Below are 22,259 nucleotides of genomic sequence, written 5' to 3'. Positions count from 1 at the left end.
TTATCAGTGAACCAGCATGCCGGTGAACCAGTAGGCCTGGGCCAGGGTGATCAGGCCGACGATGGTGGCGAAAAACAGACTGTGCTTGAGGGTGAAGCGGAACAGGTCCGATTCTTTGCCCACCAGGCCGGTCGCCGCACAGGCGACAGCGATCGATTGCGGGGAAATCATCTTGCCGGTCACGCCGCCACTGGTATTGGCAGCCACCATCAGGGTGTCGCTCACGCCGATCTGGTGCGCGGTGGTGGCCTGCAACGAGCTGAACAGGGCGTTGGACGAGGTGTCTGAACCGGTCAGGAACACGCCCAGCCAGCCGAGGAACGGCGAGAAGAACGGGAACGCGGCGCCAGTACCTGCCAGTACCAGGGCCATGGTCGAGGACATGCCCGAGTAGTTGGTGACGAAGGCGAAGGCCAGCACCATACCGATGGAAAGAATCGGCCAGCGAAGTTCGTAGAAGGTTTCTTTTAAAGTGGTCAGACCAGTCTTGATGTCGATCTTCAGTATCAGCATCGAGATCAGTGCCGAGAAGAAAATCGCCGTGCCGGTTGCCGAAATCGGATCAAGTTTGAACACGGCGGCAATCGCGGTTGGCGCGTTGACGATAGGGGCGGTCTTGATCACCAGTTGGTCAAGGTGCGGGATCGCGAAGTTGAACACCCAGCCGTACATCGAGCCACCGGCAGAGAACATCGCCTTGAACGGTTTGAGGGTCCAGATGGTGACCAGCACGGTAAGGATCAGGAACGGTGACCAGGCTTTCAGAATCTGCATCAGGCTGTAAGGCGAAGCCATCAGGTTGGTCGGTTTACCGAAACCACCTGCGCTCGCGGTAACAATTACGTCAGAGCTAACGCCAGCAATTCGTGCACCTGCGGTACGTTTTGGCTGCCAGACTTTCAGAAACAGGGTCAGGCTGACCAGGCTGGCCAGGGCCGAGGTGATGTCCGGCAGTTCCGGGCCAATGTAGTTGGAGGTGTAGTACTGGGTGATGGCGAAGCTCAAACCGGCCACCAGGGCTGCGGGCCAGGTTTCACGCACGCCGCGCAGGCCGTCCATCATGAATACCAGCCAGAACGGCACGAACAGCGACAGCAGTGGTAGCTGGCGACCGGCCATGGCGCCGATCTTGAACGCGTCGATTCCGGTGACCTGACCCGCCACGATGATCGGGATGCCCAGGGCGCCAAACGCGACCGGGGCCGTGTTGGCGATCAGGCACAGGCCAGCGGCGTACAGCGGGTTAAAACCCAGGCCTACAAGCAGTGCTGCTGTAATCGCTACCGGCGCACCGAAACCGGCTGCACCCTCAAGGAAAGCACCGAAGCAGAAGCCGATCAGCAGTACTTGCAGGCGCTGGTCGTCGGTGATCGACAGCACGGAGCTGCGGATGATTTCGAACTGGCCGCTTTTGACGGTCAGTTTGTAGAGGAACACCGCGGCAACGATGATCCAGGCAATTGGCCACAGGCCATAGGCAAATCCGTAGCCCGCTGCTGCGAAGGCCATATCGACAGGCATCTGGAAGGCAAAGATGGCCACCAGAATCGACAGGGCAAGGGTGATGCTGCCGGCGACGTGACCTTTGAGACGGAACACGGCCAAGGCGAGGAAGAAGAATACGATCGGGACGACGGCCGCGAGAGCGGACAGGCCGAGGCTGCCGAGCGGGCTGTAGAGCTGTTGCCAGGTTTGCATATGGGGTGGCCCCTAATTGTTATTGGTCGATGCTGCAGACTGTGTTTGGTATATTGGTATTACCAATTTACAATCACTGTTGGCTAGGTTAAAAGCCTTATGAGGCATGTGTCAATTTGCCGCCTCACAAACTTTCGTCGGGGTGTTCGTTGTCCGGGCATCTGATGGGGTTTTTAGCGGTGTTTCTGATGGGTGTATGCGTGGCGCCAATCGGCGAGAATAGCGGCCCCCGGCGCGTGGTCGGGAGGGTGGAGAGCAGTTATGGGGTTTGATCAGATCCGGCAGCGCCGTTTGTCGGACGATATTGTCGAGCAGCTCGAGGGCATGATCCTCGAGGGCACGTTGAAGTCAGGTGAGCGCTTGCCTGCCGAACGTGCGCTGGCGGAGCAGTTTGGGGTGTCGCGCCCTTCGTTGCGGGAGGCGATCCAGAAATTGTCGGCCAAGGGGCTGCTGGTCAGTCGCCAGGGTGGCGGCAATTATGTGGCAACATCCCTGGGCTCGACCTTTAGTGATCCTTTGTTGCAACTGTTGGAAAGCAACCCTGAAGCGCAGCGCGATCTGCTTGAGTTCCGTCACACGCTTGAGGCTTCGTGCGCTTTTTACGCGGCATCGCGTGCCACCGAGATGGACCGTGAGCGGCTGCGGCTGGCTTTTGAACGGTTGCAGGACTGTTATGCACGGGTGGATGAAGTCAGTCGCGCAGAAGAGGGGGAGGCCGATGCCAACTTCCACCTGGCCATTGCCGAAGCGAGCCATAACGCGGTGTTGCTGCATACGATTCGCGGGTTATTCGACCTGCTCAAGCGCAACGTGGTGACCAATATTGGTGGCATGTACAAGCAGCGCAGTGAAACGCGCGACATGCTGATCAGTCAGCATCGCGAGTTGTATCTGGCGATTATCGAGGGCAGGGCGGAAGACGCCCGGGAAGTGGCGAGCCGTCACCTGGTGTATGTGCAGGAAGTGCTGGAAGAAGTGCGTCAGGAAGTTCAGCGCATGGCGCGGGCCGAGCGGCGCAATGGCTTGTAATTGTTGATGCAAACCCTGTGGGAGCGGGCTTGCTCGCGATTCATGCAACTCGGTATATCAGGTATACCAAGTCGATTCCATCGCGAGCAAGCCCGCTCCCACAAGAGCTGAGGCAGCATCAAGGCAGTTGCTCCCACGAGTGCAAGGGCTGAAGAACTAGTCTTCCTTGCCCTTGTTGCGCACCGCACGTTGCAGCTCGCGATCGGAATCGCGCTCACGCTCGGTATGACGCTTGTCGTATTCCTTCTTGCCTTTACCCAGGGCAATTTCGCACTTGATCAAGTGCTTGCTCCAGTAAAGCGAGAGGCAGACGCAGGCGTAACCCTTCTGCTGCACCGAGGCAAACAGCTTTTCCAGCTCGCGCTGGTTAAGCAGCAGTTTGCGGCTGCGCGTTGGGTCGGCAATAACGTGCGTGCTGGCTGTCGTCAGAGGTGCGATATGGCTGCCGAGCAACCATGCTTCACCATCCTTGAGTAGCACGTAGCTGTCGACCAGCTGTGCCTTGCCTGCACGCAGACTTTTTACTTCCCAGCCGGCCAGGACCAGACCAGCCTCGAACCGATGTTCGATGAAGTAATCGTGTCGCGCTTTTTTATTCTGCGCGATGGTCCCTGTTGGGTGTTTCTTCTGTTTAGCCATAGGGGCAGCATTATAGGCAGTTGCGAGCGTGTCGGCTACGGGCACCTGCGTGCTTGAGCACGTAGGGTGATTCCCGGACAATGCGCCCTCTTTTTTTAGTGGTTGGGCGTAGTAACGATGTCGACAGACAAGGTTTCTGTCCACGGCAGTTGGGCAAGCCGTTGGGTCTTTATTTTCGCTGCGACCGGTTCTGCCGTGGGTTTGGGCAGTATCTGGAAATTCCCTTACATGGTTGGCGTCTATGGCGGCGGCGCGTTTGTGTTGGTGTTTTTGGCCTGTATCGCGCTGATCGGTGTGCCGGTGATGCTGGCTGAAACCCTGATCGGGCGGCGTGCCCGGCTGAGTCCGGCGAATGCCTTGAAGGTGTTGGCGGTCGAGGCGGGGCACTCGGGGCGTTGGTCGTGGGGGGCTTTTGCCGGGATGATCACTGCGCTGCTGATTTTGTCTTTCTATAGTGTGGTGGGCGGCTGGTCGCTGGATTACATCATCAATATGGGCAAGGGCGATTTTCAGGGGGCGACGGCCGATCAGGTCGGCCAGTACTTTGGTGATGTGATTTCCAATCCCTGGCGCCTCACTTTTTGGCATACCGGGTTTATGTTGCTGTCTGCGTATGTGATCGCCAAGGGGGTGGTGGCGGGGCTTGAGCGCAGTTTGCGGATCATGATGCCGCTGCTGTTTGTGCTGCTGCTGGTACTGCTGGGTTACAGCATGACCACCGGGCACTTTATGCAGGGCGTACATTTCATGTTCGACTTCAACCCCGATCGCGTACTCGACGGGTTGCTGGCCGCGATGGGCCATGCGTTCTTTTCCCTGAGCGTGGGCGTGGGGTCGATCATGATTTATGGCGCATACATGCCCAAGAATGCATCGATCTCGGGCACCGTAGTCGGGGTGGCGCTGATCGACACTTTTGTCTCATTGCTCGCCGGGCTGGCATTGTTTCCAATTGTATTTGCGTCGGGGCTCAACCCTGGCGAAGGCCCGGGCCTGATGTTCGTCACCTTGCCGTTTGCCTTCGGTAACGTGGCCTTTGGTCAGTTGATGGGCGTGGTGTTTTTTGTGCTGGTGGCAGTCGCTGCCTGGAGTTCGGCCATTTCGTTGCTTGAGCCAATGGTGGCGTACCTGGTGGAGCGCACCAGGGTGCGGCGCTTGTGGGTCACTTTCTGGCTGGCTTTCAGTTGCTGGTTTGTTGGCCTGGGCACGGTGTTTTCGTTCAATATCTGGAAACAGGCGAAGTTTTTCGTGAACGAAGATTCCGGTTTTCATCTCTATCAATGGGGCGCGGCCAGCGGTCTGGACTTCTTTGGTGTCGTCGATTTCTTCACCTCGCGTATCATGTTGCCCTTGGGCGGCCTGTGTTTTGTGGTCTTTGCAGGCTGGATCATGGGGCGCGGCGCGGTTCGTGACGAATTGTCGATGCGCAGCCCGGTGATGTTCGCCCTGACTCTTTTTTTGATGCGCTATGTGGCGCCACTCGGCATTCTGATTGTGTTTGCCGCCCAGCTGTGGAAGTAACGCTGACATGACTACCCATATCCAACGCTCTGCCTTGTTGCCTTATCCAGCCCAGGCGCTGTATGACCTGGTGAATGATGTTGCGAGCTACCCGCAGTTTTTGCCGTGGTGCTCGTCTGCCGAAATCCTGGAAAGCACTGAAGTGCTGATGCGCGCCAGCCTGGGGGTGGCCAAGGGTGGCCTGAGCCAGCACTTTGTCACCCGCAATACCCTGGTGCCCGGGCAGTCCATCGAGATGAACCTGGAAGAAGGTCCTTTTACCAAGCTGCACGGCCTGTGGGTGTTCAAACCTTTGGGTGACAAAGCGTGCAAAATCAGCCTGGACATGACCTTTGATTACGCCGGGGCCATCGTCAAGGCCACTCTGGGGCCTTTGTTCAATCAGGCGGCCAATACGCTGGTGGATGCTTTTTGCCAGCGCGCCAAGCAGTTGTATGGCTGAGCCGGTGATTGAAGTTGAGGTGGTTTATGCCGCGGTCGATCGCCAGTGCCTGCTGACCGTGGTTGTGCCGCAAGGCACGACGCTGCGTGCAGCGGTATTGGTGTCGGGCATGGGGCGCGAGTTTCCCGAGGTTGACCTGGCTAATTGCCCGGTGGGGATTTTCGGCAAGCAGGTGGCTGATCCTGATACCCGGGTGCTGCAGGCAGGGGATCGTATCGAGATGTATCGAGCGCTGCTGGCCGACCCCAAAGAGATTCGCCGTCAACGTGCGGCCAAGGCTGCCGAGGCCAAGCGCCTCAGTCAGCCCTGACAGCTTTCTTGCAGGCAACAAAAAGCCCGGCATGCCGGGCTTTTTTGTACCGGGCGCTTATTGCTCGGTGGTATCCAGAGGTTCTGGCGTAGGAACCGGTACGGTTTCAACACCGTCTACGTCCTTCTGGATTTGATCAAGCAATGAACCAGGCTTGGCTGGAACTTCGCTCTTCTCGGCTGGAGCTTGAGCAGCCGGTTCGGTCACGTCTGTGCCGCCGGTTTTGCCGAGAATGGCTTCGTCGCGGCTGACGCCAGGCTTGAAGTCACCTGACAGGCTCACGAGCTGGTCGTTCTGGTTGAAGAACACACTGATGCGTTCCTGTTGGCGTTCTCCGCCGCCGGGCTGCAGGCTATACAGATAATCCCAGCGATCAGGGTGGAATGTATCGGTCAGCAGGGCATTACCCATGATAAACCGCACTTGCCGGCGGGTCATTCCCGGGCGTAACTGGTTTATCATGTCCTGCGTGACGACATTGCCCTGTTGGATGTCGATTTTGTAAACCCCGGGGAATGAACAACCGGCGAGTGCGAGCAGTCCCACAAAGGTGAAACTGGTTAGCAAGAGCTTGGTGTTTTGCATCGGTGGGCGACTTCCACTATCTTGGCTGGGACAACGTAAACGCCGATCATACCCGTATTAAGAGAAGCTGCGAAGCGGCTTCCGCGAGAAAGCTAACCATGGTTGAAAATAGCGAACTACGTAAGGCCGGACTTAAGGTGACTCTGCCACGAGTCAAAATTCTACAGATGCTTGACTCTGCAGAGCAGCGTCACATGAGCGCCGAGGATGTTTACAAGGCACTTATGCAAGCAGGCGAGGACGTAGGTCTGGCCACGGTTTACCGTGTTCTGACCCAGTTTGAGTCAGCTGGGCTGGTGATTCGCCATAATTTTGATGGCGGTCATGCTGTCTTTGAATTGGCTGATGCTGACGGCGGCCACCACGACCATATGGTCAACGTGGACAGCGGTGAAGTGATCGAGTTTTTCGACGAAGACATCGAAAAACTGCAGCACGCCATTGCAGCCAAGCACGGTGTTGAGTTGGTGGATCACAACTTGGTGCTGTACGTGCGCAAGAAGGCCAAGTAAGAGCATGTCACGCGAATTACGGTTCGCGAAACGATCGAAGGCGGCCCAAGGGCCGCCTTCGTGCTTTCTGATATCGGTTATTTCATGACCGTTCGTCGTTAAGCTGCAAGATTTTTTGCAGTGATCACCATCTTTTTGGCGTGGGCCAGGGATTCCTTGGTCAGGTCGATACCGCCAAGCATGCGGGCGACTTCTTCTACGCGCTCTTTTTTGCTCAGTTTAGCCACGGCCGTGCGGGTGGTATCGCTCTCGCGAACCTTATGGACAAACAGATGTTGATGGCATTGCGCTGCCACTTGCGGCAAGTGAGTGACCGTCAGCACCTGGCCGCGTTCGCCCAGGCGGCGCAGCAGTTGCCCGACGATCTCGGCAGTGGGGCCGCCAATGCCCACGTCCACTTCGTCGAACACCAGGGTCGGTACGCGGGAGGTTTGTGCGGTGATGACCTGAATGGCCAGGCTGATACGCGACAGTTCGCCGCCCGAGGCCACTTTGGCCAGGGCTTTGAGCGGTTGGCCGGGGTTGGCGCTCACCAGCAGTTCAACGTGTTCGAGGCCGAAGGGCGCCGGGTCGCTGCTGGCTTGCGGGCGCAGTTCGATCACAAAGCGCCCGCCAGGCATGCCCAGGCGCTGGATCTCTTCTTCGACGGCACTGCTCAGGCGTGTCGCGGCCAGGTTGCGCAGGTTGCTGAGTTCGCGGGCACACTCTTGATAGTGGCGGGCATAGGAGGTCAGCTCATTGGCCAGACGCTCGATATTTTCATCATTGGCGTTGAGTGTTTCGAGCTCATCCAGCAGTTTTTGCTGCAAGGCGGCCACTTCGGTGGGTTGAACCCGATGTTTGCGTGCCAGGGTATAAATGGTGTCGAGGCGCTCCTCGAGATACTGCAGGCGGCCCGGGTCGGCGTCGAAGTGGTCAATAAAGCGGTTGAGCTCGCCGACGGCCTCTTCGACCTGGATCTGTGCGCTGGCCAGCAGGTCGGTGGCTTCGCCCAGTGAGCCGGAGTTGCTGTTGATGCTCGAAAGCCGGTTGAGGCTGGCCGTCAACGCATTGAGCACGTTGCCGGAATCGCTTTCGCTGCATTGCTCGACTACCTGGCGGCAGATGGTCAGCAGGGTTTCGGCGTTGGTCAGGTTTTTATGTTCCTGCTCCAGCTCTTCCAGTTCGTTTTCTCCCAGCGAGAGTGTCTCCAGCTCTTCAAGCTGATAGCTGAGCAACTGATGGCGCGCGCGCTGTTCGTCGCCGGAGTTGGACAGGTGTTCAAGCTCTTGTTTGGTCTGGCGCCAGCGTTGTGCCGCCAGTTGGACCTGGCGGGCCAGGTCGGTGGCACCGGCGAACTCGTCGAGCAGGCGACGATGGGTATCGGGCTTGAGCAGCGACTGGTGTTCGTGCTGGCTGTGGATATCGATCAGCAGCTCGCCCAGGACCTTGAGGTCGCCCTGGGGGCAGGGCGTGCCGTTGATATAGCTGCGCGAGCGGCCTTCGGCGGTGATGACCCGGCGCAGGATGCACGGGCCGTCGCCTTCAAGGTCGCGCTCGGCCAGCCAGGCACGGGCTTCGGGGATATCCTGCAGGTCGAACGTGGCCAGGATATCGGCCTTGTCGGCCCCGGGGCGCACGACGCCGCTGTCGGCGCGGTCGCCAAGGGTGAGGCCCAATGCATCGAGCATGATCGATTTGCCGGCACCGGTCTCGCCAGTGATTACACTCATCCCGCGATCCAGTTCCAGATCGAGATGTTCAACGATGGCGTAGTTGTGTACGGACAGGTGCACCAGCATGGGAGCTGCTCCAAAACGTAATGTCTGGTTATTTATACAGTGTTTTGTTTCGTGCTGACAATGGCTGTGTTTAGTTCGATTTGCTTGTTTTATTCGGGTTCTTAGCTCGTTTGGTTTTTTCGGTAGTGGGAGGGTGGTGCGCCAAACATGCCTTTTATGGGTTTTTGGCTCTTGAACCTGAGAATTGCGACCCCATATACCTTGGCACAAGCGCGAGTCGAGCTCGCGGACGAAGTTTGAAAGGAGAAATCTATGGCAGACGAACAGACTATGGATACGCAGAACCAGGAAGCCGAAGTAGCTGGCGAAGATCTGGCAACCCGCGTGCAGGTGCTTGAAGAGCAGCTGGCAGCCGCTAACGATCAGGCTCTGCGCGTAGCTGCCGATCTGCAGAACGTTCGCCGCCGCGCCGAGCAGGACGTTGAGAAGGCTCACAAGTTTGCACTGGAAAAATTCGCTGGCGACCTGTTGCCGGTGATCGACAGCCTGGAGCGCGGTCTTGAGCTGTCCAGCCCGGACGATGAAAACATCCGTCCGATGCGTGAAGGGATCGAGCTGACCCTGAAAATGTTCCAGGACACCCTGAAGCGCTATCAGCTGGAAGCCATCGACCCGCACGGCGAACCCTTCAATGCCGAGCATCACCAGGCGATGGCAATGCAGGAAAGCGCAGACCTGGAGCCAAACAGTGTGCTCAAGGTGTTTCAAAAAGGTTATCAGCTCAATGGTCGCTTGCTGCGCCCGGCTATGGTCGTAGTCAGCAAGGCGCCAGCGCCGGTTTCGCCATCGATTGACGAGCAGGCTTGAAATCGGCCACAAGGCCCCCATTTAGAAGTCAAGCGTTAAGCAGTGCCGCAGTTGGTCATTACTGCTGCGGCAACAAAATTCAAATTTAGGGAGAGTAAACATGGGCAGAATTATCGGTATTGACCTCGGGACCACCAACTCGTGTGTGTCGGTTCTGGAAAACGGTAAAGCAAAAGTTATCGAAAACGCAGAAGGCGCGCGTACTACGCCGTCGATCGTTGCGTACGCCAATGATGGCGAAATTCTGGTTGGCCAGTCGGCCAAGCGTCAGGCAGTGACCAATCCGCATAACACCCTGTACGCGGTGAAGCGTCTGATCGGTCGTCGTTTTGACGAAGAAGTTGTACAGAAAGACATTCAGATGGTTCCGTACAAGATCGCCAAGGCTGACAACGGCGACGCCTGGGTTGAAGTGAACGGCCAGAAAATGGCTCCGCCACAAATCTCGGCTGAAATTCTGAAGAAAATGAAGAAAACCGCCGAAGACTACCTCGGCGAGCCAGTGACTGAAGCGGTAATCACCGTTCCGGCCTACTTCAACGACAGCCAGCGTCAGGCGACCAAAGACGCCGGCCGTATCGCGGGTCTGGACGTAAAACGCATCATCAACGAACCAACCGCAGCTGCTCTTGCTTACGGTATGGATAAAGCGAAAGGCGACCACACTGTCATCGTTTATGACCTGGGTGGCGGTACTTTCGACGTGTCGGTCATTGAAATTGCCGAAGTGGATGGCGAGCACCAGTTTGAAGTGCTGGCAACCAACGGTGACACGTTCCTGGGTGGTGAAGACTTTGACATCCGTCTGATCGACTACCTGGTTGACGAGTTCAAGAAAGAAAGCGGCATGAACCTTAAAGGTGACCCGCTGGCGATGCAGCGTCTGAAAGAAGCTGCGGAAAAAGCCAAGATCGAACTGTCTTCGAGCCAGTCGACTGACGTGAATCTGCCTTACATCACTGCAGATGCCACCGGTCCTAAGCACTTGAACGTGAAAATTTCGCGCGCCAAGCTGGAATCGCTGGTTGAAGACCTGGTTCAACGCACCATCGAGCCTTGCCGCATCGCGCTGAAAGACGCCGGTATCGACGTTGGCGCAATCAACGACGTGATCCTGGTCGGTGGCCAGACTCGTATGCCGCTGGTACAGAAGCTGGTAACCGAGTTCTTCGGCAAGGAAGCACGTAAAGACGTGAACCCGGACGAAGCTGTTGCAATGGGTGCTGCTATCCAGGGCGCGGTATTGGCCGGTGATGTTAAAGACGTTCTGTTGCTGGACGTGAGCCCGCTGACTCTGGGTATCGAAACCATGGGTGGCGTAATGACTGCCCTGATCGAGAAAAACACCACGATTCCTACCAAGAAATCGCAAGTGTTCTCGACTGCAGACGATAACCAGGGCGCTGTGACCATTCACGTGCTGCAAGGCGAGCGTAAGCAAGCTGCACAGAACAAGTCGTTGGGCAAGTTCGACCTGGCTGACATTCCACCTGCTCCACGTGGCGTGCCTCAGATCGAAGTGACCTTCGACATCGATGCCAACGGCATCCTGCACGTAAGTGCAAAAGACAAGGCGACTGGCAAGTCTCAGTCGATCGTGATCAAGGCTAACTCGGGTCTGTCCGAGGAAGAAATCGCTCAGATGGTTCGCGATGCCGAGATCAACGCTGAGGAAGACCGCAAGTTCGAAGAGCTGGCAGCTGCACGTAACCAGGGCGATGCACTGGTTCACTCGACTCGCAAAATGATCGTCGATGCTGGCGATAAAGTGACCGAGGAAGAGAAAGCTGCAATCGAAGCTGCTGTAGTTGCACTTGAAACCGCTGTTAAAGGCGACGACAAGGCGGCTATCGAAGCCAAGGTTGAAGAGCTGTCCAAGGTATCGGCTCCGGTTGCACAGAAAATGTACGCCGAGCAGGCGAACCCGGCAGACGCAGCGGCCAAGCCAGCTGATTCGGCTGAAAAAGCGGACGACGTTGTCGACGCTGAGTTCGAAGAAGTAAAAGACAACAAGTAATCAGCTTGTTTGTCGCCCGGTTGACCGCGCTTGCGCGGTGACTGGTAGGATGTCGCCGCGCGGGAGCTTGCTCCCGCGTTGGCGTGTCTGGAGTACCGAAATTTTTACAGCATGCGACAAAGTCGAATGCTGGCGGTTTGGTCTGGATCTTTTCTGTTTTCCGGCCTGAAGTAACCGCTCCTGGCGGCCAATGCATTGGCTGTTAAACACAAACCTATATCGTTGAAAAGACGTGAGTCGGGTCTGATCCTTTTCGGGCTTGGCGGGTTTGGCGAGGCTCGGGAGGGTTTTGTCGAACGTCCTTGAGAGTGCAAAGAATTATGGCAAAGCGCGACTATTACGAAATTTTGGGTGTTGAACGCACCTCGACCGAGATAGAGCTGAAAAAGGCTTATCGTCGCCTGGCGATGAAGCATCACCCGGACCGTAATCCGGATGACAAGGCTTCGGAAGAATTGTTCAAAGAGGCCAACGAGGCTTACGAGGTTCTGTCGGACTCCAGTAAACGTGCTGCTTACGATCAATACGGTCATGCCGGTGTTGATCCACAAATGGGCGGCGGCGGTGCAGGTTTCGGCGGTCAGAACTTCTCCGATATTTTCGGTGATGTGTTCAGCGACTTCTTTGGCGGTGGTCGTGGCGGCTCCCGGGGTGGCGCTCAGCGCGGTAGCGATTTGCGCTACACGCTGGAGCTGGATCTGGAAGAAGCCGTACGCGGTACTACGGTCAATATCCGCGTTCCTACACTGGTCAATTGCAAACCATGTGACGGTTCGGGCGCCAAGAAAGGTTCTTCGCCTGTGACCTGTACCACCTGTGGCGGTATTGGTCAGGTGCGCATGCAGCAGGGTTTCTTCGCGGTTCAGCAGACTTGCCCGCGCTGCCACGGTCAAGGCAAGGTGATTTCTGATCCGTGCGAGAGCTGCCGTGGTGAAGGCCGCGTAGAAGAATACAAAACCCTTTCTGTGAAAGTGCCGGCTGGTGTTGATACCGGTGACCGCATTCGTCTGTCGGGCGAAGGCGAGGCGGGCGTGCAGGGTGGGCCTACGGGTGACCTGTATGTGGTGATCGATGTGCGCGAGCACGCGATTTTCCAGCGCGACGGCAAGCATCTGTTCTGTGAAGTGCCAATCAACTTTGCCGACGCTGCGCTGGGTGCTGAAATTGAAGTGCCGACACTGGATGGTCGGGTCAAGCTGAAAATCCCGGAAGGCACACAAAGCGGCAAGCAGTTCCGTTTGCGTGGCAAGGGTGTGGCCCCTGTGCGGGGTGGCGGTGCTGGCGACTTGATGTGCCGTGTGGTGATCGAAACCCCGGTCAAGCTGAGCCGCCGCCAGCGTGAGCTGATGGAAGAGTTCCGCACCACGCTGGAAGGTGACAGCAGTCACTCGCCGAACGCCACTGGCTGGTTCGAAGGCGTAAAGCGTTTTTTCGGCGACCTGTAAGGAGCGGTAGATGCGACGTATAGCTGTGATGGGCGCTGCCGGGCGCATGGGCAAGACCTTGATCGATGCGGTGCAGCAGCGTTCGCCGCTGTGCGGGCTGACGGCGGCCATCGTGCGTCCTGGCAGCTCCCTGGTGGGGGCTGATGCCGGTGAGCTGGCTTCTATCGGGCGCATCGGCGTGCCGTTGTCCGAAAGCCTGCAAGCGGTCGCGGCTGATTTCGACGTGCTGATCGACTTCACCTTGCCTGAAGTGATGCTCGCCAACCTGGCGGTGTGTCGCAAATTGGGCAAGGCCATGGTCATTGGTACGACGGGGCTGAATGCCGAGCAGAAGCAGTTGCTGGTCGAGGCTGGCCAGGATATTGCGATTGTCTTTGCTTCCAACTTCAGTGTCGGCGTCAACCTGTCGTTCAAGCTGCTGGATATGGCGGCGCGGGTGATGGGTGAGGATGCCGATATCGAAATCATCGAAGCTCATCATCGGCACAAAGTCGACGCGCCTTCGGGTACCGCGATGCGCATGGGTGAGGTGATCGCCGATGCGCTGGGTCGTGACCTGCAAAAGGTTGCGGTCTATGGTCGTGAAGGCCATACCGGTGCCCGTGAGCGCGAAACCATCGGTTTTGCCACGGTGCGCGGCGGTGATGTGGTGGGTGATCACACGGTCTTGTTCGCCACTGAAGGCGAGCGCCTGGAAATTACCCACAAGGCATCCAGCCGCATGACCTTTGCCAAGGGTGCTGTTCGTGCTGCTCTCTGGCTGCAAGGGCGTGAGCCTGGCCTGTATGACATGCAGGATGTGCTCGACCTGCGCTGAGTAACCTCTGTAAAATCGGGCTGTTGGCGCGCCAGTAGCCCGATTTTTAACCGCTAAGCGATGTTCTGTCGCATTCCCCTGTCTTTTAGACTCTTTAGCGGTAGACCAAAAAAGCCTTTTTCTGTAAGCTACAGCTTTAGTGTGTCCACTAAAAGCGCGCAGATAATTCGATGAAGAAGCGGGGTGACGTGTCCATACGTCACTCCGCTTTTTTACAACCTGCGATCGCCCTTTCAGGCTTTATTTACGGGAGGTCTTCTTGACTAAGCAAGCCATACTCGCCCTCGCTGATGGCAGCATTTTTCGCGGCGAAGCCATTGGGGCCGACGGTCAAACCGTTGGTGAGGTGGTGTTTAACACCGCAATGACTGGCTACCAGGAGATCCTGACGGATCCTTCCTACGCTCAGCAAATCGTGACCCTGACTTACCCGCATGTTGGCAATACCGGTACTACCCCGGAAGACGCCGAGTCTGATCGTGTCTGGTCCGCAGGTCTGGTAATTCGTGATCTGCCGCTGGTTGCAAGCAACTGGCGCAACACCATGTCGCTGGCCGACTACCTGAAAACCAACAATGTTGTGGCTATCGCCGGTATCGACACTCGCCGCCTGACGCGCATCCTGCGTGAGAAAGGCGCGCAGAACGGTTGCATCATGGCGGGCGACAACATTTCTGAAGAAGCTGCCATCGCAGCGGCCCGCGGCTTCCCGGGCCTGAAGGGCATGGATCTGGCGAAAGTCGTCAGCACCGAAAAAGCCTACGAGTGGCGCTCCAGCGTCTGGAATCTGGCTACCGACAGTCACCCGACCATCGAAGCCAGCGAGCTGCCTTACCACGTGGTCGCTTATGACTACGGCGTAAAGTGGAACATCCTGCGCATGCTGGTTGAGCGCGGCTGCCGCGTGACCGTGGTTCCGGCACAGACTCCGGCCAGTGACGTTCTGGCACTCAACCCGGATGGCGTGTTCCTGTCCAACGGCCCGGGTGACCCTGAGCCTTGCGACTACGCGATCACAGCAATCAAGCAAGTGCTGACCACCGAGATTCCGGTTTTCGGTATCTGCCTGGGTCACCAGCTGCTGGCCCTGGCCTCCGGCGCCAAGACCGTGAAAATGGGTCATGGCCATCACGGTGCAAACCACCCGGTTCAGGATCTGGACACCGGTGTTGTAATGATCACCAGCCAGAACCACGGTTTTGCGGTAGACGAAGCGAGCTTGCCAGCCAATGTGCGCGCCATCCACAAGTCGCTGTTCGACGGCACCCTGCAAGGTATCGAGCTGACCGACAAAAGCGCTTTCAGCTTCCAGGGTCACCCTGAAGCAAGCCCTGGCCCGAACGACGTTGCACCGCTGTTCGATCGCTTCATCAATGAGATGGCCAAGCGCCGTTAATCAGCCTCCTTTTGCAGCGCCCTGTGGCGGCCCCGAATCTCGGTGGCCCCCAGGGGGCTTCAGGAACCTGATTGACAGCTTGCCGACTGACCTGCGGATTTGAGTGACAAACCCATGCCAAAACGTACAGACATAAAAAGCATCCTGATTCTCGGCGCTGGCCCGATTGTTATCGGCCAGGCGTGTGAATTCGACTACTCCGGCGCCCAGGCCTGCAAAGCCCTGCGCGAGGAGGGTTACCGCGTCATCCTGGTGAACTCCAACCCTGCCACTATCATGACCGACCCGGACATGGCTGACGCCACGTACATCGAGCCGATCAAGTGGCAGACCGTTGCCAAGATCATCGAAAAAGAGCGTCCGGATGCACTGCTGCCAACCATGGGCGGCCAGACAGCTCTGAACTGCGCACTGGACCTGGAGCGCGAAGGCGTGCTCGAGAAGTTCGGCGTAGAAATGATCGGCGCCAACGCTGACACCATCGACAAAGCTGAAGACCGTTCGCGTTTCGACAAGGCCATGAAGTCCATCGGCCTGGATTGCCCGCGCTCCGGTATCGCCCACACCATGGAAGAGGCCAATGCGGTCCTCGAGCGACTGGGCTTCCCGTGCATCATTCGTCCGTCCTTCACCATGGGCGGCACCGGTGGCGGTATTGCTTACAACCGTGAAGAGTTCGAAGAGATCTGCACCCGTGGTCTGGACCTGTCGCCAACCAAAGAGCTGCTGATCGACGAATCCCTGATCGGCTGGAAAGAGTACGAGATGGAGGTTGTCCGCGACAAAAAAGACAACTGCATCATCGTTTGCTCGATCGAAAACTTCGACCCGATGGGCGTGCACACCGGTGACTCGATCACCGTTGCTCCGGCACAGACCCTGACGGACAAGGAATACCAGATCATGCGTAACGCCTCGTTGGCGGTACTGCGTGAGATCGGCGTTGAAACCGGCGGTTCCAACGTTCAGTTCGGTATCTGCCCGGACACCGGCCGTATGGTCGTGATCGAAATGAACCCGCGTGTATCGCGTTCGTCGGCGCTGGCATCGAAAGCCACCGGCTTCCCGATCGCTCGTATCGCTGCCAAATTGGCGATCGGTTACACCCTGGACGAGCTGCAAAACGAAATCACCGGCGGTGCTACGCCTGCGTCCTTCGAGCCGTCCATCGACTACGTTGTGACCAAGCTGCCGCGCTTCGCTTTCGAGAAGTTCGCCAAGGCTGACGCCCGTTTGACCACACAGATGAAATCTGTGGGCGAAGTCATGGCCATCGGCCGGACTTTCCAGGAATCCCTGCAAAAGGCCCTTCGCGGTCTGGAAGTAGGTGTCAGCGGTCTTGATCCAAAGCTGGACCTGAGCAACCCGGAAAGCATGGCCGTGCTCAAGCGCGAGCTGACCGTGCCGGGCGCCGAGCGTATCTGGTACGTGGCTGACGCGTTCCGCGCCGGCATGACCGTTGAAGATATCTTCGGCATGAACATGATTGACCCTTGGTTCCTGGTGCAGATCGAAGATCTGATCAAGGACGAAGAAAAAATCAAGACCATGGCCCTGTCGTCGATCGATCGCGATGCCATGTACCGCTTCAAGCGCAAGGGCTTCTCCGACGCGCGTCTGGCCGTTCTGCTGGGTGTGACCGAGAAGAACCTGCGTCGCCACCGCCACAAGCTGGAAGTGTTCCCGGTCTACAAGCGCGTTGACACCTGCGCAGCCGAGTTCGCAACCGACACCGCCTACATGTACTCCACCTATGAGGAAGAGTGCGAAGCCAACCCTTCGGATCGTGACAAGATCATGATTCTGGGTGGTGGCCCGAACCGTATCGGCCAGGGTATCGAGTTTGACTATTGCTGCGTTCACGCCGCTCTGGCGCTGCGTGCCGACGGTTACGAGACCATCATGGTCAACTGCAACCCGGAAACCGTTTCCACCGACTACGACACCTCGGATCGTCTGTACTTCGAATCCGTAACCCTGGAAGACGTGCTGGAAATCGTGCGTGTCGAGAAGCCAAAAGGCGTGATTGTCCAGTACGGCGGCCAAACCCCGCTGAAACTGGCGCGTGCCCTGGAAGAAGCCGGCGTGCCGATCATCGGTACCAGCCCTGACGCGATCGACCGTGCAGAAGACCGTGAGCGCTTCCAGCAGATGGTTGAGCGCCTGAACCTGCGTCAGCCGCCTAACGCTACTGTGCGCAGCGAAGACGAAGCCATTCGTGCCGCTGGCAAGATCGGTTACCCGCTGGTTGTTCGTCCTTCCTACGTGTTGGGCGGCCGTGCGATGGAAATCGTTTACGAAGAAGACGAGCTCAAGCGCTACCTGCGTGACGCAGTGAAAGTGTCCAACGACAGCCCCGTGCTGCTGGACCACTTCCTCAACTGCGCCATCGAAATGGACGTGGATGCTGTCTGCGACGGTACTGATGTAGTGATCGGCGCAATCATGCAGCACATCGAACAGGCTGGCGTTCACTCCGGTGACTCCGCTTGCTCGCTGCCGCCGTACTCGCTGCCGCTGCACATCCAGGACGAGATGCGCGAGCAGGTCAAGAAAATGGCTCTGGAGTTGGGCGTTGTCGGCCTGATGAACGTGCAATTGGCTCTGCAGGGCGAAGATATCTACGTGATCGAAGTGAACCCGCGTGCATCGCGTACCGTTCCTTTCGTCTCCAAGTGCATCGGTGTTTCCCTGGCGATGATCGCAGCTCGCGTAATGGCCGGTAAAACCCTGAAGGAAATCGGTTTCACCAAAGAAATCATTCCTAACTTCTACAGCGTGAAAGAGGCGGTCTTCCCGTTCGCCAAATTCCCGGGTGTTGACCCGATTCTCGGCCCTGAGATGAAGTCCACCGGTGAAGTGATGGGTGTGGGCGATACCTTCGGCGAAGCGTTTGCCAAGGCCCAGATGGGTGCAAGCGAAGTGCTGCCGACTGGCGGTACTGCTTTCATCAGCGTGCGCGACGACGACAAGCCGCTGGTTGCCGGCGTTGCCCGCGACCTGATCAACCTGGGCTTTGAAATCGTTTCGACCGTTGGCACTGCCAAGTTCATCGAAGCAGCAGGCTTGAAAGTACGTCGTGTGAACAAGGTGACCGAAGGTCGTCCGCACGTTGTCGACATGATCAAGAACGACGAAGTAACCTTGATCATCAACACTACCGAAGGACGTCAGTCGATTGCTGACTCCTATTCCATTCGCCGCAACGCGCTGCAGCACAAGATCTACTGCACCACGACTATTGCTGCTGGCGAAGCGATCTGTGAAGCGCTTAAATTCGGTCCTGAAAAAACCGTACGTCGCTTGCAGGATCTACACGCAGGATTAAAGGCATGATCAAGTACCCAATGACGGTCCAGGGCGCCAAAGCCCTGGAAGAAGAGCACGCACATCTGACCAAGGTTGTTCGTCCCAAGCTGAGCCAGGATATCGGCACGGCGCGTGAGCTGGGCGACCTTAAAGAAAACGCTGAATACCATGCTGCCCGTGAGCAGCAGGGTATGGTTGAGGCGCGTATCCGTGACATCGAAGGCCGCATGCAGAACGCGGTGATCATCGATGTAACGACTATTCCTCACACCGGTAAAGTGATTTTCGGTACCACGGTCGAGATCGCCAACGTTGAAACTGACGAAAGCGTGACCTACCAGATCGTTGGTGAAGATGAGGCTGACTTCAAGCTCGGAAAGATCTCCGTTGGTTCGCCACTTGCCCGTGCCTTGATTGCCAAGGAAGAGGGTGATGTGGTGGCGGTGAAAACACCGGGCGGCGTCATTGAGTACGAAATTGTCAAAGTAAGTCACATCTAAGAAGAGCGCCCGCCGTGTGCGGGCGCACTTTTTTGGCGGTCGGCCCGGGTGTTCCGGGTTGGCGGCCTGTGGTTGTTGCACACAGAATTGTTTGCCGGTGCTGGCCGCAATGCGGTTGGCAGCGAAGCTGTTGAAGTGGCATGGAGCAAGTGGGGAAGTAGTGCGTTGGGCGTCTCTGGCTGCCTGATGCGTTGCGCGGGCAGTGCTTGCATGACTCTCGGGCTTTGGCCCTGGAAGAGTTTCAGGGCGCGCCAGGCGCACCCTTGACCCTTGTCTACATCACTTGAAACGGTGGATGTTCGACAGTTGCTTGTTTACATTGACGTTCTTGCGGTACAGAAGCGCCATTTTGCCGATAACCTGTACCAGTTCCGCTTTGCCGGCCTTGCACAGTTCTGCAATGGCCTCCAGGCGGGATTCGCGATCCAGAATGTTGACTTTGATTTTAATCAGCTCGTGATCGCCCAATGCGCGTTCGAGTTCGGCTAAAACACCTTCAGTCAAACCATTGTCAGCCACAGTCAAAACTGGTTTCAGATGGTGGCCAATGGATTTGTACTGTTTCTTCTGCTCTTGAGTGAGCGGCATAATCTGACCCCTGTGTCTGATCTTGTAAAAAGCGGCGGCCAGTTTACCCGAGCGAGTCCCAGACCGCCCAGTTAATCACGACCCGTTTAAAATTTTTGAGGTGGCCCGTGGCCCGTTCCAAGACTAGCCTTAACTGGCTGAAAGAACATTTCAACGACCCGTACGTCAAAATGGCGCAAAAAGACGGGTATCGCTCCCGTGCCAGCTACAAATTGCTGGAGATCCAGGAGCGCGACAAGCTGATTCGTCCCGGTATGACCGTTATCGACCTGGGTGCAGCCCCGGGTGGCTGGTCGCAGGTGACCAGTCGTCTGATCGGTGGTCAGGGGCGTTTGATTGCTTCCGACATCCTGGACATGGACAGCATCCCTGATGTGACCTTCATCAAGGGCGACTTTACCGAGGACGCCGTGCTTGCTCAGATCCTCGAGGCGGTCGGAAATACACAAGTAGACCTTGTGATTTCAGATATGGCCCCCAATATGAGTGGATTGGCAGCTGTCGACATGCCGCGGGCGATGTTTCTGTGCGAATTGGCACTGGATCTTGCCGGTCGCGTCCTGCGTCCAGGTGGTGATTTTCTGATTAAGGTTTTCCAGGGGGAAGGCTTCGATCAGTACCACAAGGACATTCGCAAGCTGTTTGACAAGGTACAGATGCGCAAGCCGTCCTCGTCGCGAGACAGGTCCCGCGAGCAGTATTTGCTGGGGCGCGGCTTCCGCGGTGTTGAAGGTTCGGCCAGTGATGAACGTCTGTAACAAGGGCGATAGATTTTTTTGAATCGCTTTACAGATCTGGCATAACGAATATTGTGTAGGCAAAGTTTCACAAAGGGTTACAGACGGAGCCTGCAAGGGTTGTAGGCAATGTAGTAAGTTATGCCGGTGAATATCATGCGAAGCACGCTTCAGTAGCGGGGCTTGTGCTTCAGAGGGTAGCTAATTGAACGATATGGCAAAGAATCTGATCCTGTGGTTGATCATCGCCGCTGTCCTGGTGACAGTGATGAACAACTTCTCCAGTCCAAACGAGCCACAAACCCTCAACTATTCCGACTTCATCCAGCAAGTTAAGGATGGCAAGGTCGAGCGCGTTGCCGTGGATGGCTACGTGATTACCGGCAAACGCAGCGATGGCGATACCTTCAAAACCATCCGTCCGGCGATTCAGGACAACGGTTTGATCGGCGACCTGGTGGATAACCACGTCACCGTTGAAGGCAAATTGCCTGAGCAACAAAGCATCTGGACCCAGTTGCTGGTTGCGAGCTTCCCGATCCTGGTGATTATTGCGGTCTTCATGTTCATGATGCGCCAGATGCAGGGCGGTGCCGGCGGTAAAGGCGGCCCGATGAGCTTTGGCAAGAGCAAGGCGCGGCTGCTGTCGGAAGACCAGGTCAAGACGACCCTGGCTGACGTGGCAGGTTGCGATGAAGCCAAGGAAGAAGTGGGCGAGCTGGTTGAGTTCCTGCGCGATCCGGGCAAGTTCCAGCGTCTGGGCGGGCGTATCCCTCGCGGCGTACTGATGGTGGGTCCGCCAGGTACGGGTAAAACCCTGATCGCCAAGGCGATTGCGGGTGAGGCCAAGGTACCGTTCTTCACTATTTCCGGTTCCGACTTTGTTGAAATGTTCGTGGGCGTTGGTGCAAGCCGTGTTCGTGACATGTTTGAGCAGGCCAAGAAGCACGCGCCTTGCATCATCTTTATCGATGAGATCGACGCTGTCGGCCGTCACCGTGGTAACGGTATGGGCGGCGGTCATGACGAGCGCGAGCAGACCCTTAACCAGTTGCTGGTTGAGATGGACGGCTTTGAGATGAATGACGGCATCATCGTGATTGCCGCCACCAACCGTCCTGACGTGCTTGACCCTGCGCTGCTGCGTCCAGGTCGCTTTGACCGTCAGGTGGTGGTTGGCTTGCCGGACATCCGTGGTCGCGAGCAGATTCTCAAAGTACACATGCGTAAAGTGCCAATGGGCGACGACGTCCAGCCGGCTGTTATTGCACGTGGTACCCCGGGCTTCTCGGGTGCCGACCTGGCCAACCTGGTCAACGAAGCTTCCCTGTTCGCGGCGCGTACCGGCAAGCGTGTTGTTGAAATGAAAGAGTTCGAGCTGGCCAAGGACAAGATCATGATGGGCGCCGAGCGCAAATCGATGGTCATGTCCGATAAAGAAAAGCGCAACACGGCCTATCACGAAGCGGGTCACGCTATCGTTGGTCGCGTAGTGCCTGAGCATGATCCGGTCTACAAGGTGTCGATCATTCCTCGTGGCCGCGCCCTGGGCGTGACCATGTTCCTGCCGGAAGAAGATCGCTACAGCTTGTCCAAGCGTGCGCTGATCAGCCAGATCTGCTCGCTGTATGGCGGCCGTATCGCTGAAGAGATGACCTTGGGCTTTGACGGTGTGACCACCGGCGCTTCCAACGACATCATGCGAGCCAGCCAGATTGCCCGCAACATGGTGACCAAGTGGGGCTTGTCCGAGAAGCTCGGCCCGCTGATGTATGCCGAAGACGAAGAGTCCTATCTGGGTCGTGGCGGTGGTCAGTCTGCAAACGTGTCGGGCGAGACAGCCAAGCTGATCGACTCGGAAGTGCGCAGCATCATTGATCAGTGCTACAACACGGCCAAGCAGATCCTGACCGAAAATCGCGACAAGCTGGATGCAATGGCTGACGCGTTGATGAAGTACGAAACGATCGATGCCGATCAGATCGACGACATCATGGCGGGTCGTCCGCCACGTGAGCCGCGTGACTGGGAAGATGGCAACTCGGGTACCCCGACTGCCCCTACGCTGGATAAAACCGAGCGCCCGGAAACACCTATCGGCGGCCCTGCTGCTGATCAATAAGGCT

Annotated in this window: 19 protein-coding genes; 14 read left to right on the top strand and 5 right to left on the bottom strand. The window is 57.2% G+C overall.

Features of this window, described 5'->3' with window-relative positions:
* Positions 1 to 3: 3 nt before the first annotated feature.
* Positions 4 to 1,698 (bottom strand): lactate permease LctP family transporter, encoded by a 1,695-nt coding sequence (locus tag HBN79_RS19735; protein WP_095002540.1) that lies wholly within the window; start codon positions 1,696 to 1,698, stop codon positions 4 to 6.
* A gap of 261 nt (positions 1,699 to 1,959) precedes the next feature.
* On the opposite strand from HBN79_RS19735, the gene HBN79_RS19730 reads away from it, so the two are divergent.
* Positions 1,960 to 2,727: a GntR family transcriptional regulator gene (locus HBN79_RS19730; protein ID WP_016783458.1), complete on the top strand. Its 768-nt coding sequence runs from the start codon at positions 1,960 to 1,962 to the stop codon at positions 2,725 to 2,727.
* A 156-nt stretch (positions 2,728 to 2,883) separates the two neighbouring features.
* Here the strand turns inward: HBN79_RS19730 and smpB are convergent, their stop codons facing one another.
* Positions 2,884 to 3,366 (bottom strand): SsrA-binding protein SmpB, encoded by a 483-nt coding sequence (gene smpB, locus HBN79_RS19725; protein ID WP_048383611.1) that lies wholly within the window; start codon positions 3,364 to 3,366, stop codon positions 2,884 to 2,886.
* 117 nt (positions 3,367 to 3,483) lie between these two features.
* Between smpB and HBN79_RS19720 the strand changes: the two genes are divergently transcribed.
* The 3 genes from HBN79_RS19720 to HBN79_RS19710 are packed head-to-tail and all read left to right on the top strand — an operon-like array spanning position 3,484 to position 5,639.
* Positions 3,484 to 4,887, top strand: a complete 1,404-nt coding sequence (locus tag HBN79_RS19720; RefSeq protein ID WP_095002541.1) for a sodium-dependent transporter — start codon at positions 3,484 to 3,486, stop codon at positions 4,885 to 4,887.
* Positions 4,888 to 4,894: 7 nt separating this feature from the next.
* Positions 4,895 to 5,329, top strand: a complete 435-nt coding sequence (locus HBN79_RS19715) for a type II toxin-antitoxin system RatA family toxin (protein ID WP_095002542.1) — start codon at positions 4,895 to 4,897, stop codon at positions 5,327 to 5,329.
* Positions 5,322 to 5,639, top strand: a complete 318-nt coding sequence (locus HBN79_RS19710) for an RnfH family protein (protein ID WP_095002543.1) — start codon at positions 5,322 to 5,324, stop codon at positions 5,637 to 5,639. Before HBN79_RS19715 ends, HBN79_RS19710 begins: the two co-directional genes overlap by 8 nt.
* Before the next feature lie 57 nt (positions 5,640 to 5,696).
* Here HBN79_RS19710 and HBN79_RS19705 read toward each other — a convergent pair whose 3' ends face one another.
* Positions 5,697 to 6,224 (bottom strand): outer membrane protein assembly factor BamE, encoded by a 528-nt coding sequence (locus HBN79_RS19705; protein WP_095020681.1) that lies wholly within the window; start codon positions 6,222 to 6,224, stop codon positions 5,697 to 5,699.
* A 98-nt stretch (positions 6,225 to 6,322) separates the two neighbouring features.
* On the opposite strand from HBN79_RS19705, the gene fur reads away from it, so the two are divergent.
* Positions 6,323 to 6,736 carry a ferric iron uptake transcriptional regulator gene (gene fur / locus HBN79_RS19700; protein ID WP_029611724.1) on the top strand — a complete coding sequence of 138 codons (414 nt, stop codon included), beginning with the start codon at positions 6,323 to 6,325 and terminating at the stop codon, positions 6,734 to 6,736.
* A 98-nt stretch (positions 6,737 to 6,834) separates the two neighbouring features.
* On the opposite strand, the gene recN is transcribed toward fur, so the two are convergent.
* Positions 6,835 to 8,517 (bottom strand): DNA repair protein RecN, encoded by a 1,683-nt coding sequence (recN, locus tag HBN79_RS19695; protein WP_095002544.1) that lies wholly within the window; start codon positions 8,515 to 8,517, stop codon positions 6,835 to 6,837.
* A 252-nt stretch (positions 8,518 to 8,769) separates the two neighbouring features.
* On the opposite strand from recN, the gene grpE reads away from it, so the two are divergent.
* The 7 genes from grpE to greA all read left to right on the top strand — a co-directional run bounded on the left by grpE (position 8,770) and on the right by greA (position 18,808).
* Complete coding sequence (gene grpE / locus HBN79_RS19690; protein WP_095002545.1) at positions 8,770 to 9,324, top strand: nucleotide exchange factor GrpE; 555 nt, start codon at positions 8,770 to 8,772, stop codon at positions 9,322 to 9,324.
* Positions 9,325 to 9,424: 100 nt separating this feature from the next.
* Positions 9,425 to 11,341, top strand: a complete 1,917-nt coding sequence (dnaK, locus tag HBN79_RS19685) for a molecular chaperone DnaK (protein WP_095002546.1) — start codon at positions 9,425 to 9,427, stop codon at positions 11,339 to 11,341.
* 320 nt (positions 11,342 to 11,661) lie between these two features.
* The gene (dnaJ, locus tag HBN79_RS19680) at positions 11,662 to 12,786 is read left to right on the top strand and encodes a molecular chaperone DnaJ (RefSeq protein ID WP_095002547.1); all 1,125 of its coding nucleotides are present in this window, start codon (positions 11,662 to 11,664) and stop codon (positions 12,784 to 12,786) included.
* A gap of 10 nt (positions 12,787 to 12,796) precedes the next feature.
* A complete protein-coding gene (dapB, locus tag HBN79_RS19675) occupies positions 12,797 to 13,603 on the top strand; it encodes a 4-hydroxy-tetrahydrodipicolinate reductase (protein ID WP_095002548.1) in 807 nt (268 codons plus the stop codon).
* Positions 13,604 to 13,862: 259 nt separating this feature from the next.
* Positions 13,863 to 14,999, top strand: coding sequence for a glutamine-hydrolyzing carbamoyl-phosphate synthase small subunit (carA, locus tag HBN79_RS19670; protein WP_016783446.1), 1,137 nt, complete (start codon positions 13,863 to 13,865; stop codon positions 14,997 to 14,999).
* 114 nt (positions 15,000 to 15,113) lie between these two features.
* A complete protein-coding gene (carB, locus tag HBN79_RS19665; RefSeq protein WP_095002549.1) occupies positions 15,114 to 18,335 on the top strand; it encodes a carbamoyl-phosphate synthase large subunit in 3,222 nt (1,073 codons plus the stop codon).
* Positions 18,332 to 18,808: a transcription elongation factor GreA gene (greA, locus tag HBN79_RS19660; protein WP_016783444.1), complete on the top strand. Its 477-nt coding sequence runs from the start codon at positions 18,332 to 18,334 to the stop codon at positions 18,806 to 18,808. Before carB ends, greA begins: the two co-directional genes overlap by 4 nt.
* Before the next feature lie 279 nt (positions 18,809 to 19,087).
* Here the strand turns inward: greA and yhbY are convergent, their stop codons facing one another.
* Entirely contained in the window at positions 19,088 to 19,396 is a 309-nt protein-coding gene (gene yhbY, locus HBN79_RS19655) for a ribosome assembly RNA-binding protein YhbY (RefSeq protein WP_003439595.1), read from the bottom strand.
* A gap of 107 nt (positions 19,397 to 19,503) precedes the next feature.
* Here yhbY and rlmE point away from each other — a divergent pair, with 107 nt between their 5' ends.
* Together rlmE and ftsH are read left to right on the top strand one after the other, a co-directional pair.
* Positions 19,504 to 20,154 carry a 23S rRNA (uridine(2552)-2'-O)-methyltransferase RlmE gene (gene rlmE, locus HBN79_RS19650; protein WP_016783443.1) on the top strand — a complete coding sequence of 217 codons (651 nt, stop codon included), beginning with the start codon at positions 19,504 to 19,506 and terminating at the stop codon, positions 20,152 to 20,154.
* A 193-nt stretch (positions 20,155 to 20,347) separates the two neighbouring features.
* Positions 20,348 to 22,255, top strand: a complete 1,908-nt coding sequence (gene ftsH, locus HBN79_RS19645) for an ATP-dependent zinc metalloprotease FtsH (protein WP_016783442.1) — start codon at positions 20,348 to 20,350, stop codon at positions 22,253 to 22,255.
* Positions 22,256 to 22,259: the final 4 nt, after the last annotated feature.

Source organism: Pseudomonas sp. WS 5051, assembly GCF_012985715.1.
In the GTDB taxonomy this organism is placed as follows: Bacteria; Pseudomonadota; Gammaproteobacteria; order Pseudomonadales; family Pseudomonadaceae; genus Aquipseudomonas; species Aquipseudomonas bubulae.
The sequence above is the reverse complement of the archived record's forward strand: the minus strand, read 5'-3'. Positions and strand labels throughout refer to the sequence as shown.

Bases quoted from the DNA above. Each gene is read 5' to 3' on its own strand.
- dnaJ (WP_095002547.1), top strand. From the start codon at position 11,662: ATGGCAAAGCGCGACTATTACGAAATTTTGGGTGTTGAACGCACCTCG.
- carB (WP_095002549.1), top strand. From the start codon at position 15,114: ATGCCAAAACGTACAGACATAAAAAGCATCCTGATTCTCGGCGCTGGC.
- yhbY (WP_003439595.1), bottom strand. From the start codon at position 19,396: ATGCCGCTCACTCAAGAGCAGAAGAAACAGTACAAATCCATTGGCCAC.
- grpE (WP_095002545.1), top strand. From the start codon at position 8,770: ATGGCAGACGAACAGACTATGGATACGCAGAACCAGGAAGCCGAAGTA.
- ftsH (WP_016783442.1), top strand. From the start codon at position 20,348: ATGGCAAAGAATCTGATCCTGTGGTTGATCATCGCCGCTGTCCTGGTG.
- HBN79_RS19710 (WP_095002543.1), top strand. From the start codon at position 5,322: ATGGCTGAGCCGGTGATTGAAGTTGAGGTGGTTTATGCCGCGGTCGAT.
- recN (WP_095002544.1), bottom strand. From the start codon at position 8,517: ATGCTGGTGCACCTGTCCGTACACAACTACGCCATCGTTGAACATCTC.
- dapB (WP_095002548.1), top strand. From the start codon at position 12,797: ATGCGACGTATAGCTGTGATGGGCGCTGCCGGGCGCATGGGCAAGACC.
- smpB (WP_048383611.1), bottom strand. From the start codon at position 3,366: ATGGCTAAACAGAAGAAACACCCAACAGGGACCATCGCGCAGAATAAA.
- HBN79_RS19705 (WP_095020681.1), bottom strand. From the start codon at position 6,224: ATGCAAAACACCAAGCTCTTGCTAACCAGTTTCACCTTTGTGGGACTG.
- dnaK (WP_095002546.1), top strand. From the start codon at position 9,425: ATGGGCAGAATTATCGGTATTGACCTCGGGACCACCAACTCGTGTGTG.
- HBN79_RS19730 (WP_016783458.1), top strand. From the start codon at position 1,960: ATGGGGTTTGATCAGATCCGGCAGCGCCGTTTGTCGGACGATATTGTC.
- greA (WP_016783444.1), top strand. From the start codon at position 18,332: ATGATCAAGTACCCAATGACGGTCCAGGGCGCCAAAGCCCTGGAAGAA.
- HBN79_RS19720 (WP_095002541.1), top strand. From the start codon at position 3,484: ATGTCGACAGACAAGGTTTCTGTCCACGGCAGTTGGGCAAGCCGTTGG.
- HBN79_RS19735 (WP_095002540.1), bottom strand. From the start codon at position 1,698: ATGCAAACCTGGCAACAGCTCTACAGCCCGCTCGGCAGCCTCGGCCTG.
- fur (WP_029611724.1), top strand. From the start codon at position 6,323: ATGGTTGAAAATAGCGAACTACGTAAGGCCGGACTTAAGGTGACTCTG.
- HBN79_RS19715 (WP_095002542.1), top strand. From the start codon at position 4,895: ATGACTACCCATATCCAACGCTCTGCCTTGTTGCCTTATCCAGCCCAG.